Consider the following 17,937-nt stretch of genomic DNA (forward strand, 5'->3'; position numbering starts at 1 on the left):
AGATGAGTGTATATAGCTTTAAAGTTAAAGACTGGGAAAAGGCTAATAACATCGGCTCGTCATTCATAGACAAAATGAATACCGATGCGAACAACATTCAAGCAGATCACAAGCCTTTCCATGCAAGTGAAGCAAGCGATTCTCTATACACAACAAAACAAAATGTCGCTTCATTCTTCTTAATTGGTACTTTCTTAGGTGTTATTTTCTTTATTGGTGCTGGCAGTGTTCTTTATTTCAGGATGTATACCGATTTAACAAACGAGCAAGAAAAGTATGTAACGATTACAAAAATCGGTTTAACAGAAGCTGAGATGAAACGATCTGCTACAATTCAACTCGCGATTCTGTTCTTTGTTCCATACATTATGGCATCGATTCATACGATGTTTGCGACAAAGATGCTGCAAGAAGTTTTACATCTCTCGTTCTTCGCTGAGATTACAGTCGTACTTATGATTTTTGGAACAGTTGAAATTTTATTTTTCCTTTTAATTCGTTCCTTTTATATGCAAAAATTATCACAACACATTAAGTTTTAAAGAATAGAAAGGTGATTACTATGGAAGAAGTTTTACACATAAAAAACGTCTCAAAAGTGTATGAAGGAAAAGTCCCTCATACCGCTTTAAAAAATATAAATTTACATGTAGATAAAGGTGAATTTGTAGCTATCATGGGACCATCTGGTAGTGGGAAATCTACATTTTTAAACGTTATCTCTACAATTGATTCTCCTACTTCTGGTGATGTCGTGATTAACGGCAAAAAACCGCACACATTTCGTAGAGAGAAACTAGCTATTTTCCGCCGACAAGAGTTAGGATTTGTTTTCCAAAACTTTAACCTACTAGACACACTAACAATCGGTGAAAATATTGTACTACCTTTAACATTAGATAATGTTCCATTAAAAGAAATGGACGAAAAGCTTGATAACATTTCAAAAAAGCTTGGCATTGATCATATTTTGGACAAACGTATTTTTGAAGTTTCTGGAGGACAAGCACAGCGTACCGCAGTAGCACGTGCTGTTATTCATCATCCGTCACTTCTACTTGCTGATGAACCAACAGGAAACTTAGATTCAAAAGCAGCAATTGACGTAATGGAGCTATTTACGAAATTGAATAAAGAAGAAGATGCAACAATTTTAATGGTTACACACGATCCATTCGCAGCAAGTTATTGTAACCGCGTCATTTTCATTAAAGATGGCGAGCTTTACAATGAACTACACCGCGGGCTATATCGCGAGAAGTTTTATCAAGAAATATTAGATGTTTTAGCATTATTAGGAGGAAGACGTGGATGACATTTTGGCAATTTGCATTTAAAAATGTCTCGCGTAATTCTAAAGCATATTTCGCTTATTTTGTAAGTAGTGCATTTTCTATCATGGTTTTCTTTTCATTTACTGTATATGCGTACCATCCGCGCTTACAAAATACACAAAGCTTTCAAGAACGTGATCCGCTAATGAACTTAGCTAGTACGGCACAGCTTGTGATCGTTATGTTCTCGTTCTTCTTTCTCTTATATTCAGTTGGAACATTTTTAAATGTACGGAAGCAGCAATTCGGGATACTCACTATTCTTGGAATCTCACAGAAACAATTAAAAAGACTGTTATTTACAGAAAACATGATAATCGGGATATTATCTATTTTTATCGGGATACAAGGTGGTCTTGTATTTTCTAACTTTTTCTTATTAGTCACTTCGAAATTAACAGGTGCAAAAGGTCTCTATTTATATTGGCCGACAGAAGCGATCATCGTTACAACTGTAACGTTTATCATTTTATTTTTAATCGTTTCTACGTTTACGCCAATGTTCATTCGTACTCGTAAAACAGCGCAGCTCATTAAAGGTAACAAAAAAATGAAAGCTGAAAAAAGGCCATCTATACTCATCTCTTTATTCGCTTTAATTTGTTTAGGGCTATGCTATTACATCGCCGGTTATCCACAAGGCTACGTAACAGAAGAAAATGTACAAAATGGATCTGTCTTCTTTATTATGTTATCTATTTTGCCACTTGTAATAGTCGGGACATATTTATTCTTTTCACAAACATTCCTTCTTTTCATCCATATTTTAAAGAAGCGCAGAAAGTTTTATTTAAAACAAATAAATATGTTATGGATTTCAGACTTAGTTGCTCGTACCCGTAGTAATATTAACGTACTCTTTATTGTTTCTATGCTATCTGCACTTGCATTTACTATTATTATCGGGTTATTTGCCGCTAATAATAATACGAAAGCATCAGTACTAGAACGATATCCCGTTCCCTTCACTTATACATCAGAAGGTGACAATTCCCTTGAACAAAAGCATATTACTACAATTGAAACGGAGCTTACAAATAACAATTTCGATTACAAAAAATATAAATTTACAGTATTAAAAGATACAGCATTAAAAGAAGACATTGCGCTAATGAAAATGAGTGATTATAACGCGATTGCCAAACAATTAAATAGACCAGCAGTTACTCTTGATTCTACACAAGTTTACATTATTTCTCGCTATGCGCCAGAACTATTAAATCTTGTATCAAACCCATTTGCTAAACAAAATACAATTACACTTGGCTCTAATAAAAAGGAATTTCATATTAAAGGATTTATTAATAAAGGAATCGAACCCTCCTTTGCATTACCTCATCTCATTGTTATGCAAGATAATGCAATTGAAAATATGATTCCTCATATTGAAACAATTACTATTTATAACTACTTCGTGGAAAATTGGGAAAATGCAATTATCCCGACAAAAAATATATTAAACATATTAGATCAAGATGCAAATAACTTATATGAAGCACATAAGGGTGAAGAAAATTTTTTCAAGCCATTTTATATTCACACTGCTACTGATGAACTCATTAACAGTAAAGATAATGCAATTGCTCACTTCTTTATTTGGGCATTTCTTGGCTTTATTTTCTTTATCGGTGCGGCTAGTGTTTTATACTTCCGTATGTATAATGACTTAACAACCGAAAGGCAAAAGTATATTACGATTACAAAGCTTGGATTAACTGAATCAGAAATGTTTCGTTCTGCAACGATTCAACTAGGGATTTTATTTTTCGTCCCGTATATCGTTGCTGGTGTTCACACATTATTTGCGGTTAAGTTTTTACAAAGCATGTTTTCTTTCTCGTTACTAAAAGAGTTATTGATTATACTTACCTTTTTCGGGATTATCGAGATCATTTTCTTCTTCTTAATCCGTTCTCTGTACATTAATAAATTATCACAGCATATTAAAGTATGAATAAAATAGCCTTGTGCAGTATGCACAAGGCTATTTTCAATAGTTTTTAATAATTAGCAGCAATATCCACCATAGCCGCCAGCATAACCGCCGTAACCACCATAACCACAACCGCCTCCGCCTCCGCCGAAGCAGCTAGCACCAATGATAATTAATAAAATAAACAATACGATTAGAAGCGCAAAACCGCCGCCGCACCCATGTCTGCGGTTACAATCATCATGTCTGTGTTCACACTTTTCGCTCATTACTATATTCCTCCTTTAGTATCATTCATAACAAGTTCACCTTGCTCTAAATGAGGGGATTCCATTTATAGTATGTTTTCAGGGCGAATAGGAAGCTTGGCTCACCTAAAAACGGGCTTGTTTTCGGAAATGGGCTTCATCAAAAAAAGATACCAATTAAGGTATCTTCTAAATAAAAGTATTTAATAAAAGCGCAAAGCCAAATGCAATAAATGATAACAATGTCTCGAGCACCGTCCACGTCTTAAACGTTTCCTTCACCGTTAATCCTAAATACTCTTTTACAAGCCAGAATCCTGCATCATTTACGTGAGAAAACATTAATGATCCTGCACCCGTTGCAATAACGAGCAGTTCTAAATTTACACCTGACATATGCTGAATAACTGGTGAAACAATTCCTGCTGCTGTCGTTAATGCTACTGTCGCTGAACCTGTTGCAATTCGAATTAATCCAGCTACCATGAAAGCTAAGACGATCGGCGATAACGATATATGTTCTGCCATTTGTGCAATCGCCGTTCCAACGCCGCTTTCAATTAATATTTGTTTAAACCCACCGCCTGCACCGATAATTAAAATAATGGAACCAACCGGTAATAAACTTTCATCCGTTAACTTTTTAATCACCTTTTTATTAATTCCTTGTCTTATTCCAAGTAAATAGAACGCTGCGAAACATGAAATAAGTAAAGCAATTACTGGACTCCCTATAAACACAAAAAATTCAGTTATCTTTTTCGGTAATGAAATATATGGTGCAACTACTGATAAAATCATTAATACAACTGGTAATAAAATAATAAAGAATGAAACCTTACGACTTGGTAAATCAGTTGATACAGTCGTAACTCGAACGAGCTCTGGTTCATTTTCAGGTATAACTCTCTTATGTACCCACTTTGCAAATATCGGTCCTGCGATAATGGCTGTTGGTAACGCGATAATTAATGAATATAAAAGTACCTTTCCTAAGTTCGCGTTATAAATACCGATTGCTGTCATCGCCCCTGGATGTGGTGGCACGAGCCCGTGAACAATAGATAATCCAGCGATAACAGGTAACGCAATTAATAATATATTTTGCTTCGTCGTTTTTCGAATTGAAATAACAAGTGGTAATAAAATGACGATCCCCACTTCGAAAAATACCGGAATCCCTATAACAAATCCTGCAAATAACATAGCCCAAGGTAGTTTCTTCACACCGAAAAATCGAATAAAGAAGTCTGCCACTTGCATGCCGGCCCCTGAATCGGACATCATTTTCCCTAAAATGGTTCCGAGAGCTAAAATACCAACTAAATGCCCTAGTACACTACCAACACCAGTTTCATAGGCCGTCACTATCTTCGTTAAATTCAGTCCAGACATGATAGCTAAAAATAAACTCGCAACTGTTAAACTAATAAATGCATGCCATTTCCACCATGATACCCCTAAAATAACAATTGCGATCGCAAGTAACGTGACGATTAATAAATATATATCCATCTCGCATTCTCCTTACTTTTCCCTCATATTTATGGACAGTAAACATCCGATTGGTGTGGGATGCATCCAATTCATGTTTTACTTTATAAAAAAAGAGGGACAATCCCCTCTTTTTATACGTCATAATTCACTACATAATGCTGCATTTCTGTATTGTAGTAGCCTTCGCTATATTCAATTACTTCGCCAACTTCATCGTAAGAATAGCGCATACGTTTTAATAGCGCTGTCCCCTCTTTTTCACCTAACGCTTCTGCAACGAAGCTAGGCGCAAGTCCAACAGCGAATTCATCTCTGAAGTTTTCTAAATGTATACCTCGGTCTTCCACTAAATCGTAAAGCGATTGCAAGTCAAAGTCCGATAAATCTGTACTTGCCATGTGTGCTGAGAAATAGTGCGTATAATGAATATACGGTGCATCATTTAAAGCATATAAACGTTCGATACGGAAACTCTCCTTACCGAATAATCGAAACGGCACTGTTCCTTCTTCATTATGAACGATTTCTGCTTTTAGCAATTTCTTTTGTACTTTATACCCTTCTTCCACTAACACTTCTGTAAATTTCTTACCCTTTGACAACTTTGTCGCAGAAGTATTACGGATGACTTTCGTTCCTTTACCGCTTTTCTTTTCCAAATATCCTTCTTGAGCAAGTTCTTTAATCGCATTACGCACTGTAATTTTACTTACTTTGAACTCTTCTTCTAACTGCGGTTCGGAAGGAATATTCGTATGAATCGCATATACACCATGCAATATTCGATCACGAATAATATTTTTTATTTGTAAATATAATGGTCCTTTTTTTCTCGTTACGTTCACCGTTACACCCACTACCTTTCTACATCACCTACTGATGCCGTCATTGCCCGAAGTATATCCTTCTCTGATGACATTGGCGTATCACCGACGATTGTATGTGCAAGCATTCCAGCTGCTGACGCAAATGAAACAGCTTTCTCTGGTGCAAACTCTTCTATCTCGCCATGAATAATCCCGCTCGTATAAGCATCTCCAGCACCTATTCTATCATATACAGAAAACGTAAGTGTTTTTGCAAAAGTGAACGCACCATCTTTACATATAAACCCTCGAAGCGAGTGTGTATTATCGCTATTAATAGAGCGATGTGTACCAGCAATTGTAGCTATATGATATGTTTCAGCCACTTTCGGAATAAGATCAACAAGTTGCGCCTCTCGCTCCCTCTCTTCTGTTTGCATTCCAAGAACGAACATTGCATCTTTTTCATTCATCATAACGATATCAGCAAGAGCTAGCATTTCTTCATAATGCGGCTTCGCCTGCTCATATCCATCTTCTCCCCAAAGTGATGGACGATAATTGCAATCAAAAACGACAGTGCCTCCGTTTTCTTTAACTGCTTTCGCTAAAGATTTCATATGATGGCGCACCGTATCATTCATTGCAAGTGTAATCCCGCAAAAATGAACGATATCAATTTCCTTGGCGATTTCTTCAAACTGGTACATCTCTTCACATGCCGTATTGAAGCTACTTTCTAATCGATTTGAATATGTAACGCGGCTTGCACGTGCACCAAATCCATTTTCTAAAAAGTACATGCCGACATATTTACCAGCTCTTGAAATAAACGGCGCCCGAATGCCTAACTTTTGAATATGTGATATCGCAGCATCCCCAACCGAGTTTTCCGGTAAAGTTGAAATAAGAAAACCTTCATGCCCGAGATGAGAAAGTGCTGCTGCAACGTTCACACCTGTACCAGAAAATGAGTATTTTAACGTATTTGCTTGCGATAACAATTCATGTCCTGGTACTTGCAGACGCATCATTACTTCGCCGAATGCTGCAATTTTCTTACGCATATTGATCAACTAACTTCTTCACTACCGCTAATAATTCACGAACATCTTCTGTTTTCGTATTACCAGTTTCTTTATCAATAATAGAAGAGTACACGTGCGGGATAACTTGCTCTACGTTTGCTTCAAGCGCAATGCGTACAATTGTTTCGAAGTTTTCTTTATCAATTCCGCCCGTTGGTTCTAAGGCAAATCCTTCTTCCGCACATGCTTTCGCAACTGCGCGATATTCTTCTTCATGAGCTAAACCTTTCATTGGGAAGTATTTCAATGAATTTCCGCCCATATCACGTACAAGTGCGATCGCTGTTTTAATTGGAACGATTGCTTTTTCTTCTCCAGCTGCACTAATTGGACCAGTAGAAATATTTACGTACCCTACCTTTCCTGTTGGTGATACTAAACTATTAATCCAGCTATCTTTTCCGCCAAGATTTGCACGTGTCGCTCCAACTGAAGGGAACACTTGGTTAATATGACTACCAGGATAATGCTTCGCAATTTCAGCTACAACTGCTGCTTGGCGATTATCTCCTGCTCCTAGTCCGATTGATACCGCGTCATCAATTTCTTTTCCGTATGCTTTCATCGCTGTAACTGCTTCCTCTACTGTTGGATAGTCTTTTGATAACACGCCTACTACTACATAACCTTCTGCTGCTTCAAAAATATCTTTCGCATTTCGGGTATTGTTCGCTAATACATTTAATGCTACACGGCCTTTATAAAAACGTTTTTGAATGTTTGTCATTTTAGTTTCCCCCTACAATTTCTCTCATTTTTTCTTCAATTACATGTATGTCATCACCTTGAAGTGGACGTGGATCAATATCAAAGAATCCTTGTCTTACACCGTAATCACGTGTGTAAATGGCAATTTCCCCTTCGCGTAATGCTGTTACAACGTCTTTTGCTGATTTATTTAACTCTTTCTCGTTAATGTGAATACGTGCTCTAAAGATTGCTCTTCCTGCTTCATCTTGAATGATTGTTACATTTACACCGTTTAATTCTTTCAGCGGCATAAGTACTTGTAATAACTCTTTTTCTTGCTCACTCTTATCTTCTTTTACTCCGTACTCATCAAGCGCTTGAAGTAAGCCAAAAGTTGTTTCTTTCCCAACTTTCATACTTCTTCCGATGCAATGTAATTGCACTTTCAGCCACTCAATATATTTTCGTTTCCCGCCAACAATACCAGAAGTAGGTCCTTCAATTGCCTTTGATCCGCTATAAATGGCAAGGTCTGCATACTTCACATATTTTTGAATGTCTTCTTCAGCTGCCGCATCGACAATAAGCGGGATGTTATTTCGCTGCGCAACTTCCCATGCTTCTTCAACAGAAATCATATTTTTTTGCACAGCATGATGGGATTTCACATACAGAATCGCCGCTGTATTTTCACCAATCGCATCTTCAATATGCTCTGCTTTCCCTTCATTTGCGTAACCAACTTCTACAAGTTTACCGCCGCCTAAATAAATCATCGTTTCAACAGGAGCACCGTATTGAACGTTATGACCTTTTAACATAATCACTTCGTTTTTCGTGATGACCTCTTGATGAAGTCTTTCACTTTTACGGCGATTTCCTTCTGTAACGATACCAGCGATAGAAAGTGCAATTCCGCTCGATGCTGAATTTACAACAACTGCTGCCTCTGAATCTAGAATTCTCGCAATATGGTCTCCTGCTTTATCTACTAAATCTGCAATTTCCACATAATTTTGTCCACCATGTTTCATCGCATCCATAACTGTATTTGTCGGAGCGGATACACCTAAAATACTCATTCTACCGCTCGCATTAATCACTCTTTTTAATCCGTACTTAGCATTCAATGAATGACCCATTGATTACAACCCCTTTCGTATCAATTCTTCTTTCAGCAACGCGCTGATCCCCTTCTGAATCAATTAACGTAACCTTCTCATCTTTCACCGTAAATAAAGTTAAGTTTGCAATATCGCCTTCTTGAATACGGCCAAGCTCTGGTTTTTTCAGCCACTCTGCCGCATGTTTCGTCACCGCATCAATTACTTCTTCTAGCGGATAACCTAAGTAAAGGAATTTCGAAAGAACGTGAGCCATACTATATACTGGACCGTGTATACGATTCTTCCGGTAAATATCTGTACTAATTGTATTAAAAGCAATATTGTGACGCTTCGCCGCTTCTGCTACTTTAAAAGAAAAACTAGCATTACCATGCCCAACATCTAAATGAACACCGCGCTTCACTGCATCTAGTAACACAGGTAGCGGTTTGCCTTCTTCATCAAATAAATTATTTTCCTTCCCGTTTAAGTAATGTGTAATCACATCATCTTTTTCTAAAAGAGGTACAACTTCCTCAATGCGAGGAGGGGCTGAACCGATATGTACCATAATCGGTAATGATGTTTCACGAGATAACGAGCGCGCAACATGAAGCGGTTCAATTCCACTATCACAAACGACACTTTTACTCATTCTCGCCTTTAACCCAACGATTACATCTTTATACTTTTCTACTGCTTCTATTACTTTCTCTTTATCTATCCATTCCATATTGGACAATTCATCAATTCGTTTCAAACCGATGCGAGAAATGTTTAAAAAGGCAAATAAATTCGTTTTTGCCTGTTCTCTACTTTGTACTAAATCTGCAATACGATCAGCTCCGCAGCTACCCGCATCAACAATTGTCGTTACCCCTTGCTTAACGCCAATTTCATCTACCTCATCGCCATACGGATTAAACTCTGGAAAAGCGTGAACGTGTAAATCAATCCAGCCACTCGATACGTAAGTACCAGAGTAATCAAGAACCTTTCCACCCTCACCAGCACCAGCTTTCGTCACCTGTGCGATTTTATTATTTTCAATTACAATGTCAATCTCTTCCCCGTTCACACGTTTCACATTACGTAGTACGAATCGTTCTGTCATTGTATTTCCACCCTTTTCTATAAGAAGCCATAAGAATACGCTTACATTAAAATTTCATTTTTATATCACTTTCACACGTTTAGCGTAACATAAAAAAAGGGAGAAGTAAATATAACGTTATAATGTTTAATTTTATATTAGAATATGAGTTTCCATTACATATTCGGACACCCTATAAGTAGGAGGGATATTCTTGGGATTTCGAATTTTATTATTTATAATTTTAATCACTTTGTATGTACCAACAACGGTTAGCGCAGCCCCTCCATCACTCACGGCTGCATTTATCCGGGACCATCAGCTATGGATAAAGACAGGAAATCAAGAAATACAAATCACAAAAAATCGATATGTGTATTCTCCAAAATGGTCTTATGACGGTAGGTTTATTGGCTATATTGATAGTGATGAAGCGGGTAAAGAATCTAACTTATTCATTTATGATACGAAAGAGAAAATAAACTATCAGCCTTATGTAAGAGTCGTAACATCTGACTTTAAGTGGTCACCAAATAAAAATCAATTGGCTTACACTGATCAAGGTTTATTAAACGTTACAAAAATTAAAAACGGTCGCCCACAAGGTTTTGAAAATGTATCACTTGGGGTTAGTGATTTCGAATGGTTCCCGAACGGAAAGGAATTTATCGTCTCCTCACAATCCTGCTTGCGTCCGACCGGATGGGGCACAATTCCACTTTATAAAATACCAGTCGATGCAAATCTTGCTAAAGATAAAATAAAGCCTTTTTATACGATTCAAACAAATGAAACTGATTTATTTGCGATTAACGCTAACTATTTCAAGTGGAGTTCTGATGGAAAGTGGATTAGCTTTTTGGCTAGTCCTACTGCCTCCTTAGCAATGGATAGCAATACATTATGTGTTATCTCATCAAAAGGGAAACACTTTCGAACGATTGGTAACATGCTATGGTTCAAAGACTGGATGAAGTGGGCTCCATCAGCCAATCAACTGGCCTATATTTCAGGAGAAGGAAGATTTTTTGTAGAAAATAAAAAATTTACAGTTGCAGACATGGTAATAGCAAAACAACAAAAGGTCTACACACCTGTCGGTTATGTAGACCTTGATTTAGAATGGTTTTCACCAAACAAAGTGGTTGTAGCCCGTGCGAAAGAAAACAAGGCATGGAAAGAAGGCCCTGTTCCGGCGATGTTTACAACACTTTATATGATCAATATAAAAACAGAAGAACAGAAACAAATCTCGTTCCCAAAACAGAATGAACGTGATGAAGAACCTCAAGTTATTGGCCCTTATCTTACTTGGCTTCGCAAGAAAACAAATGTATATAAAGGCGATGTCTGGATGAAGGATAGCTTACATAGTCAAGAGTATATATGGCTGAAGAATGTTGATGAAGCTCCGACCTTTTTTACCCGTAATGAACACCATTGAAAATGTGTTCATTACAATCCTCATCATATAAAGTGAAACTTTAATCAGTGGGGTTTTCTTCATCCCCACTGATTATTAGCCCTCACCAATCGGACTTTAATGGGAGAATCAAAATTATCTATTCCTGTACCGTCACAATAACCCCATCCATATTATTCCCCGAAATTTCATACTGCTTATTCGCTGGAACATTCACTTTCCTGTTCCCGGAAACTTTATAATAAGAAACCGTATATTTCTTACCTTCCACATCGGTTGTGATTTCTTTTTTCTCTTTTAAGAAGTCTAAGTATTCCTCTAATGTAATTTTCTCCTTTTGCATAATCGCACTATGAGGTAAGCCGACATAACGTATATGCCACGGCTCATATTGAATACCTGTAATATGACTTTTATTTTTCGGATAACGTAAAACAAAGCCATGCTTCCATACGTTCTCTTCAATCCACTTTCCTTCAGGGGCTCTCTCCATTTTCTTTTGCGTAGATCCAACGTCGAGTGATAACCCTAAATTATGTTCACTGTATCCTGCTGGAAGTGCATAGTCAGATCCCATTTCTTTATATAATTTACTTTGCTCTTGAAAATCTCGATACCCACTACTCATTAAGAAATGCTGTACTCCATCTTTTCCAGCTGCATCGACAACGTTCAAAAAACTTTCCACAACACCCTTTGATAAGCGAAGATTTCTATCAAATATGACGTAACCTCTTACTAATTCACTATTGTGATTTACATTTATAATATCAGACCTAATGCTATCTTTTTTAACTGGGTAATCTTTATTAACTAATAACAGATCCCCCTTATAAATTTCTTCTTTTGTAACCTCTATGTTTTCCGTATTCGCAGCTCTTACTGTATTATCTTTGTCGGCAATTTTAACATCGATCTCTTTTTGAAATAATGGTGATATATAAACGCCTACACAGATTGTGCATGCTATAAAAAAAGAAATAAATACCCACTTTTTCATTTCTAGTTCCTCCTTAACGTAACTTACGTATAGAATAGAAAAAACTATTAAAATAAAAAGTGGGGTAAAGTTTAAATTTTTATTAAATTACTTCGCTCTCTTCTTTTGGCAATCTCACTTCAAATATCGTTCTAATCACATTACTTTCAGCAGAAATCTTTCCATCATGCTGCTCAACAATATTTTTCGCAATAAATAGCCCAAGGCCTGTACCACCTTGCTGCTCTGATCTTGCCTTATCACCTGTATAAAACATATCAAAAAGATACGGTAAATCTTCTTCTGGAATGCTGTCTCCGTAATTAATAATTTGTACGACTACCTCTTCACCTTCAATGTACCCGTTCACATCAACAAACTTTCCATCATACCCGTAGCGAATCGCATTCGTTAAAAGATTTTCAAATACCCTCGCTAATAACTTCCCGTCACCGTTAATAGGTAACTGCGGCGTGATATTCAATCTCGCTTCTAATTCCTTCTTTTCTAATAACGGATATAATTCTTCATCTAACTGAATAAGCAATTCACCTATATCAATCGATCTTTTTTCCAGCTTCAGCATCCCATAATTCATTCTTGTGATTTCAAATAACTCATCAATTAAACTTTCCAGCCTTTCCGATTTCGTAAAAGCAATTGTGGAAAAGTGTTTAATTTGTTCCTTCGTCAAATTCTCATCTTTAAGAATTAAATCTAAGTAACCTAAAACAGACGTTAACGGCGTTCTCAAATCGTGAGCTAAGTTAACAATGAGTTGATCTTTACTACTTTCCGCAAAGTCGCCTCGTTCTACTGCTTCCTTTAATTTTTCACTCGCTACATTTATTTCACGTGCGATATATCCAAACTCATCATTTGATGACACGCGCACTTCATTTGAAAAATTTCCGTTCGCCAAATGATGAATCCCGCTTGAAATCTCATCAAAATATTTTACATAAGGTCTAGTAAGGAAGAAGAAAAACATAATGGATAGAGGGATGAAAATAATTAAAAAGAAATTAACATCCCCAATTTGTCTTACCATGGAACGAAATTGAGCTAACGGATCCTCAAAACGAACGACTAATTTATAATAAATCCGTAATCCTTCATAAATGATATACGTTACGCCACCAGCAAATATCATACTTAACGCAAATAGCATAACCATCTTCGAGCGAAAGCTTCTCATCTTTTTAACCATTGAAAGTATACCCTACTCCCCACACTGTTTTTATTAACTTATTCTTTCTTTTATCTTCCCCAAGTTTTTTCCGCAATGTACGAATATGTACCATAACTGTATTTCCGCCTTCAAAATAATCATCCGCCCATACTTGCTGAAAAATATTTTCTACATTGTACACTTTCTTCGGATGGCTCGCTAATAAATATAAAATATCAAACTCTTTCGGTGTTAATTCAACTTGTTCTCCGTACACATTTACTGTTCTTCGCTCTGGATCAATAACGACCCCACCTACCTCTAAAGCAGATTTATTCTCCGCTACTTTCGGCTGATTTAACGTAAGAAATCGGCGTAATTGTGCATTTACACGCGCAACTAATTCAATCGGTGTAAAAGGTTTCGTCATATAATCATCTGCACCTAATACAAGACCTGTCACCTTATCAAAATCAGATGTTTTCGCACTTAAGAAAATGATTGGCATATGATGCTTCGCGCGAATTTGGCGCGTCACTTCATAACCATCCATTTTCGGCATCATAATATCTAAAACCACTAAGTCGATTGGCTGCGTTTCAATAACATGAATTGCCTCTTCTCCATCAGCTGCTTTCACGACGTGGTAACCTTCTTTTTCTAAATGTATCTCAATTAAATCAGCAATTTCTGCCTCATCATCCGCTATTAAAATTGAAATGCGCTTCATATTACTCCCCCTTATATACGCTCGATTGTAAACTAGTCTATCCAATTTGTACAATACGAAAAGGTTACTTGCGGGAGTAACCTTAGTAAATAAAATGATATCGACGATTTTCCAAATATATAGAACACAACTTGAAATATATCAACGATTTTTTAATATATCGACTTACCGACAATTAACGACGAAATTCGCCCGCTATTTTAAAGACTCGACCTACCGCTCCAAAACAATTCGCTGCTTCGTGATTTCCGTCAACCTTCCGCGGTCTACTTCATGCTCAGCGTCAACGCTTTGCGGTACAATCACCTTTCCGCCCTCAAGCATCACTTCCGGTGAAATAATATCCTTCTCCCAGTGCCTACTAGAGGCAGATATATCACCTGGAATTGTAAAATTCGGCAATGAAGCAAGCGTAACATTTTGCGCTCGTGAAATCCCCATCTCTACCATACCCCCGCACCAAACCGGAATATTATGCTCCATGCAATAATTATGGATGTGAATAGATTCTGTTAATCCACCCACTCGCCCTGGTTTAATATTAACGATGCGGCAGCTGCCAAGCATAATCGCAACGCGCGCGTCTTCTAAACTATGGATGCTTTCGTCTAAACAAATTGGTGTTTCTATTTTCTTTTGCAACTGTGCATGGTCGAGAAAATCGTAATCGGCTAACGGCTGTTCAATCATCATCAATTGAAATTCATCTAGTCGTTTCAACTTCTCCGTATCCGCTAATGTATAGGCAGAATTTGCATCAGCCATTAACGGGATGTGCGGGAACTCTTTACGAATTTCTTTCAATAATTCGTAATCATGCTCTGGCTTTATTTTCACTTTAAAACGCTCGTACCCTTCTTCCGCATACTTCTCGATTTGTTTTAACATAACTGGAATTGTATTGATACCAACCACAACACCAACTTCAATTTCAGTCTTAGTTCCACCAAGTAACGTCGCTAGCGATTTCTGTTCACGCTTCGCATATAAATCCCAAACAGCTCCTTCAATTCCGGCCTTTGCCATTCGGTTTCTTTTTATATGCTGGAACAAACCTGGCACTTCATTCGGATGAGAAATTTCCGCCTTTAATAAATCAGGTAATAAAAAATCTTGTAATACATGCAGCGCTGTCTTCACTGTTTCTTCCGTATACCACGGTTCAGAAAACGCAACGACCTCGCCAAATCCAATGTACCCGTCCGTATCTTCTAATTCAATCACGATGCTCTCACGCTTCTCATACGTTCCGTAACTTGCAGCAAACGGGATTACGAGTGGCATTTCCGTTATATGAAGTGTCGCTTTTTTTATTTCCACTTACATCTCCTCCACTAATTGTCTTAACTCTCGTCTTAACAATTTTTTCGAAGCGTTTCGTGGTAATTCCTCTAAGAAACATGCTTTTTTCGGGACTTTATATTTCGCTAATTTCTCCTCGCAAAAATGAAGAATTTCCTCTTCTGTTACCTCTCCGCTTTTTACAACAAAAGCAGCGGGTACTTGTCCCCATTTATCGTCAGTCATGCCGACAACACCGGCTTCCGCTACCATCGGATGAGAAAGTAACACTTCTTCAATTTGAGCCGGATATATATTTTCCCCACCAGAAATAATTAAATCACTACGGCGATCTAATACGTATAAAAATCCTTCTTCGTCTAAATAACCGAGGTCACCAGTATGAAGCCATCCGTTTTGAATGGTTTCGCGCGTCGCATCTTCACGGTTAAAATAACCGCCTGTTACGTTTGGTCCTTTTACTACGATCTCGCCTTCCGCAAACGGCGCTACTACTACGCCATCTTTTTCAATACGAAGTTGACACTGAAATAGTGGTTTCCCGGCTGATCCTACTTTCGTTAACATGTAATCTGCTGATAACGTACAAATTTGCGACGACGTTTCTGTCATACCGTACGTTTGATACACAGGAATTCCTTTTTCTACACATGTTTCGAGTAACGGTTTCGGCGCTGGTCCTCCGCCAAGTAACATGCATCGTAAAGAAGATGGATATGTCTCTTCTCCAAGTCTTTCTAATAGATCAGTTAACATTTTAGAAACGACAGAAATAATCGTTACGCCTCTCGTTTGAAGTGCTTTATGAATAAAGTCAGCATCATATTTCGGAACGAGTAAAACGCGCATGCCGTACATAATATTTTTCATTAAAAGAGATAACCCGCCAACATGGAACATCGGCATACAAGCTAACCAGCAATCATCATCACGAAGCCCTAAATTAAACGAAGAGCCAACCGCGCTTGCCCAGTGATTGCCGTACGTTAAAATAACGCCTTTCGGTTTTCCTGTCGTCCCTGACGTATAAATAATTGTCATCGCTTCTTCTAAAGAGAATTCTTCTTGTATAGAGGCTTCCGCCTTCGGTCCATTCATCACTTCGGCGAATGAATATACAGGAACATCTTTAGTCTCAAAATTTTGATCTGTCACTAAGCATGCAACTTCAGCATCATCCATTTGCCAAAGTAGCTCTTCTCTTGAAAGACGTGTATTTAAAAGTACAGCTACTGCACCTACGTAAGATAGGGCGTGAATAACTGTAATCATCTCCATACCATTTTTCATCAGAACAGCCACCTTTTGCCCACGCTTCACTCCTACATGTGTGAGGTGTTCACAAACAGATACTACTTTTTCATGCAGCTGCATAAAAGTAACCTTTTCATCCTCTATTTCAATTGCAGTGCGGTCTGGTGTTAAAAATGCACGTTGCTTTAACCAATTTGGCATCGTCTCCATCATTCATTCTCCTTTCATGAAAGAAAGAGACTTGATATGACATCAAGTCTCTTAGTTGTTTTGTTTCCGGTTTGATCATCCGGTTGCGTCTCACTTTGTAGGCGAGCTGCTTCCGCTTTTGATCACATCTAGCTACAGCAGCTAGAATGTTCGGTGGCTTCGCTTCTTCCTATGAGGCAAAAAGCGCCTCTACGTCAGAAGCTCCATCCCCCTCACATTCTGAACGAGCTGCTTCCGCTTTTGATCACGGGAAACGAGGGAATTGACCGAAGTCCGGACTGCGTTTTTCTTTGAACGCGTCACGACCTTCTTTTGCTTCGTCAGTTGTGTAGTACAATAACGTTGCATCTCCAGCTAGTTGTTGAATACCAGCTAGACCGTCTGTGTCTGCGTTGAATGCAGCTTTTAGGAAACGAAGTGCCATTGGGCTGTTTGCTAAGATTTCTTGTGCCCATTGTACTGTTTCTGCTTCAAGCGCTTCTAATGGTACTACTGTGTTTACTAAGCCCATATCAAGCGCTTCCTGTGCACTGTATTGACGGCATAGGTACCAAATTTCGCGAGCTTTCTTGTGGCCTACCATACGAGCTAAGTAACCAGCTCCGTATCCACCGTCAAAGCTTCCTACTTTAGGACCTGTTTGTCCGAATACAGCGTTGTCTGCAGCGATTGTTAAGTCACATACGATATGAAGTACGTGTCCACCACCGATTGCATAACCTGCTACCATTGCGATAACTGGTTTAGGAATTGCGCGAATTAGACGTTGTAAGTCTAATACGTTTAAACGAGGGATTTGGTCGTCACCTACATATCCACCATGACCGCGAACTTTTTGGTCGCCGCCAGAACAGAATGCACGTCCACCTTCACCTGTTAAAATGATAACGCCAACATTTGCATCATCACGAGCGTGTGCAAAAGCGTTGATTAACTCCATTACCGTTTTAGGACGGAATGCGTTATGTACTTCAGGACGGTTAATCGAAATCTTTGCGATACCATTGTATGTTGAATAAATAATATCTTCGTAATTGCCTTCTTTTACCCATTCAATAGCCATTACAACTACC

Annotated in this window: 16 protein-coding genes and 1 pseudogene; 4 read left to right on the top strand and 13 right to left on the bottom strand. The window is 38.0% G+C overall.

From position 1 onward, the window contains the following. The 3 genes and pseudogenes from MR113_RS17015 to MR113_RS17025 all read left to right on the top strand — a co-directional run. Positions 1-542, top strand: a pseudogene (locus tag MR113_RS17015) (ABC transporter permease); the annotation flags it as partial. A 20-nt stretch (positions 543-562) separates the two neighbouring features. Next, entirely contained in the window at positions 563-1,315 is a 753-nt protein-coding gene (locus tag MR113_RS17020) for an ABC transporter ATP-binding protein (protein WP_000393250.1), read from the top strand. Continuing rightward, positions 1,312-3,288, top strand: coding sequence for an FtsX-like permease family protein (locus MR113_RS17025; RefSeq protein ID WP_242255690.1), 1,977 nt, complete (start codon positions 1,312-1,314; stop codon positions 3,286-3,288). Before MR113_RS17020 ends, MR113_RS17025 begins: the two co-directional genes overlap by 4 nt. A gap of 53 nt (positions 3,289-3,341) precedes the next feature. On the opposite strand, the gene MR113_RS17030 is transcribed toward MR113_RS17025, so the two are convergent. The 7 genes from MR113_RS17030 to MR113_RS17060 form a co-directional block, all read right to left on the bottom strand. Further along, on the bottom strand, positions 3,342-3,536 hold the full coding sequence (locus MR113_RS17030; RefSeq protein ID WP_242255691.1) for a YjcZ family sporulation protein: 195 nt from the start codon (positions 3,534-3,536) through the stop codon (positions 3,342-3,344). Positions 3,537-3,704: 168 nt separating this feature from the next. Beyond that, positions 3,705-5,030, bottom strand: a complete 1,326-nt coding sequence (gntP, locus tag MR113_RS17035; RefSeq protein ID WP_063259501.1) for a gluconate permease GntP — start codon at positions 5,028-5,030, stop codon at positions 3,705-3,707. A 113-nt stretch (positions 5,031-5,143) separates the two neighbouring features. Continuing rightward, positions 5,144-5,869: a GntR family transcriptional regulator gene (locus MR113_RS17040; protein WP_242255692.1), complete on the bottom strand. Its 726-nt coding sequence runs from the start codon at positions 5,867-5,869 to the stop codon at positions 5,144-5,146. Continuing rightward, entirely contained in the window at positions 5,869-6,885 is a 1,017-nt protein-coding gene (locus MR113_RS17045; protein ID WP_242255694.1) for a sugar kinase, read from the bottom strand. Before MR113_RS17045 ends, MR113_RS17040 begins: the two co-directional genes overlap by 1 nt. Next, positions 6,878-7,633: a 2-dehydro-3-deoxy-phosphogluconate aldolase gene (gene dagF / locus MR113_RS17050; protein WP_002191030.1), complete on the bottom strand. Its 756-nt coding sequence runs from the start codon at positions 7,631-7,633 to the stop codon at positions 6,878-6,880. Before dagF ends, MR113_RS17045 begins: the two co-directional genes overlap by 8 nt. A gap of 1 nt (position 7,634) precedes the next feature. Further along, on the bottom strand, positions 7,635-8,738 hold the full coding sequence (locus MR113_RS17055) for a DgaE family pyridoxal phosphate-dependent ammonia lyase (RefSeq protein WP_242255696.1): 1,104 nt from the start codon (positions 8,736-8,738) through the stop codon (positions 7,635-7,637). After that, positions 8,716-9,816: an amidohydrolase/deacetylase family metallohydrolase gene (locus tag MR113_RS17060; protein ID WP_242255698.1), complete on the bottom strand. Its 1,101-nt coding sequence runs from the start codon at positions 9,814-9,816 to the stop codon at positions 8,716-8,718. The genes MR113_RS17055 and MR113_RS17060 overlap by 23 nt, the downstream gene beginning before the upstream one ends. Positions 9,817-10,009: 193 nt before the next feature. Here MR113_RS17060 and MR113_RS17065 point away from each other — a divergent pair, with 193 nt between their 5' ends. After that, complete coding sequence (locus MR113_RS17065) at positions 10,010-11,239, top strand: translocation protein TolB (protein ID WP_242255700.1); 1,230 nt, start codon at positions 10,010-10,012, stop codon at positions 11,237-11,239. Positions 11,240-11,357: 118 nt separating this feature from the next. Here MR113_RS17065 and MR113_RS17070 read toward each other — a convergent pair whose 3' ends face one another. The 6 genes from MR113_RS17070 to menB all read right to left on the bottom strand — a co-directional run bounded on the left by MR113_RS17070 (position 11,358) and on the right by menB (position 17,927). After that, the gene (locus tag MR113_RS17070; protein WP_242255702.1) at positions 11,358-12,218 is read right to left on the bottom strand and encodes a M15 family metallopeptidase; all 861 of its coding nucleotides are present in this window, start codon (positions 12,216-12,218) and stop codon (positions 11,358-11,360) included. An 82-nt stretch (positions 12,219-12,300) separates the two neighbouring features. After that, complete coding sequence (locus tag MR113_RS17075; protein WP_242255704.1) at positions 12,301-13,407, bottom strand: HAMP domain-containing sensor histidine kinase; 1,107 nt, start codon at positions 13,405-13,407, stop codon at positions 12,301-12,303. Then, a complete protein-coding gene (locus MR113_RS17080; protein WP_048529658.1) occupies positions 13,400-14,098 on the bottom strand; it encodes a response regulator transcription factor in 699 nt (232 codons plus the stop codon). Before MR113_RS17080 ends, MR113_RS17075 begins: the two co-directional genes overlap by 8 nt. A 213-nt stretch (positions 14,099-14,311) precedes the next feature. Then, complete coding sequence (gene menC / locus MR113_RS17085) at positions 14,312-15,418, bottom strand: o-succinylbenzoate synthase (protein WP_242255706.1); 1,107 nt, start codon at positions 15,416-15,418, stop codon at positions 14,312-14,314. After that, on the bottom strand, positions 15,419-16,864 hold the full coding sequence (locus MR113_RS17090; protein ID WP_242255708.1) for an o-succinylbenzoate--CoA ligase: 1,446 nt from the start codon (positions 16,862-16,864) through the stop codon (positions 15,419-15,421). Between the two features lie 244 nt (positions 16,865-17,108). After that, on the bottom strand, positions 17,109-17,927 hold the full coding sequence (menB, locus tag MR113_RS17095; RefSeq protein ID WP_242255710.1) for a 1,4-dihydroxy-2-naphthoyl-CoA synthase: 819 nt from the start codon (positions 17,925-17,927) through the stop codon (positions 17,109-17,111). Between the last annotated feature and the right edge of the window lie 10 nt (positions 17,928-17,937).

Origin of the sequence: Bacillus cereus group sp. BfR-BA-01379 (assembly GCF_022663605.1) — a bacterium.
GTDB classification, from domain to species: Bacteria; Bacillota; Bacilli; order Bacillales; family Bacillaceae_G; genus Bacillus_A; species Bacillus_A mobilis.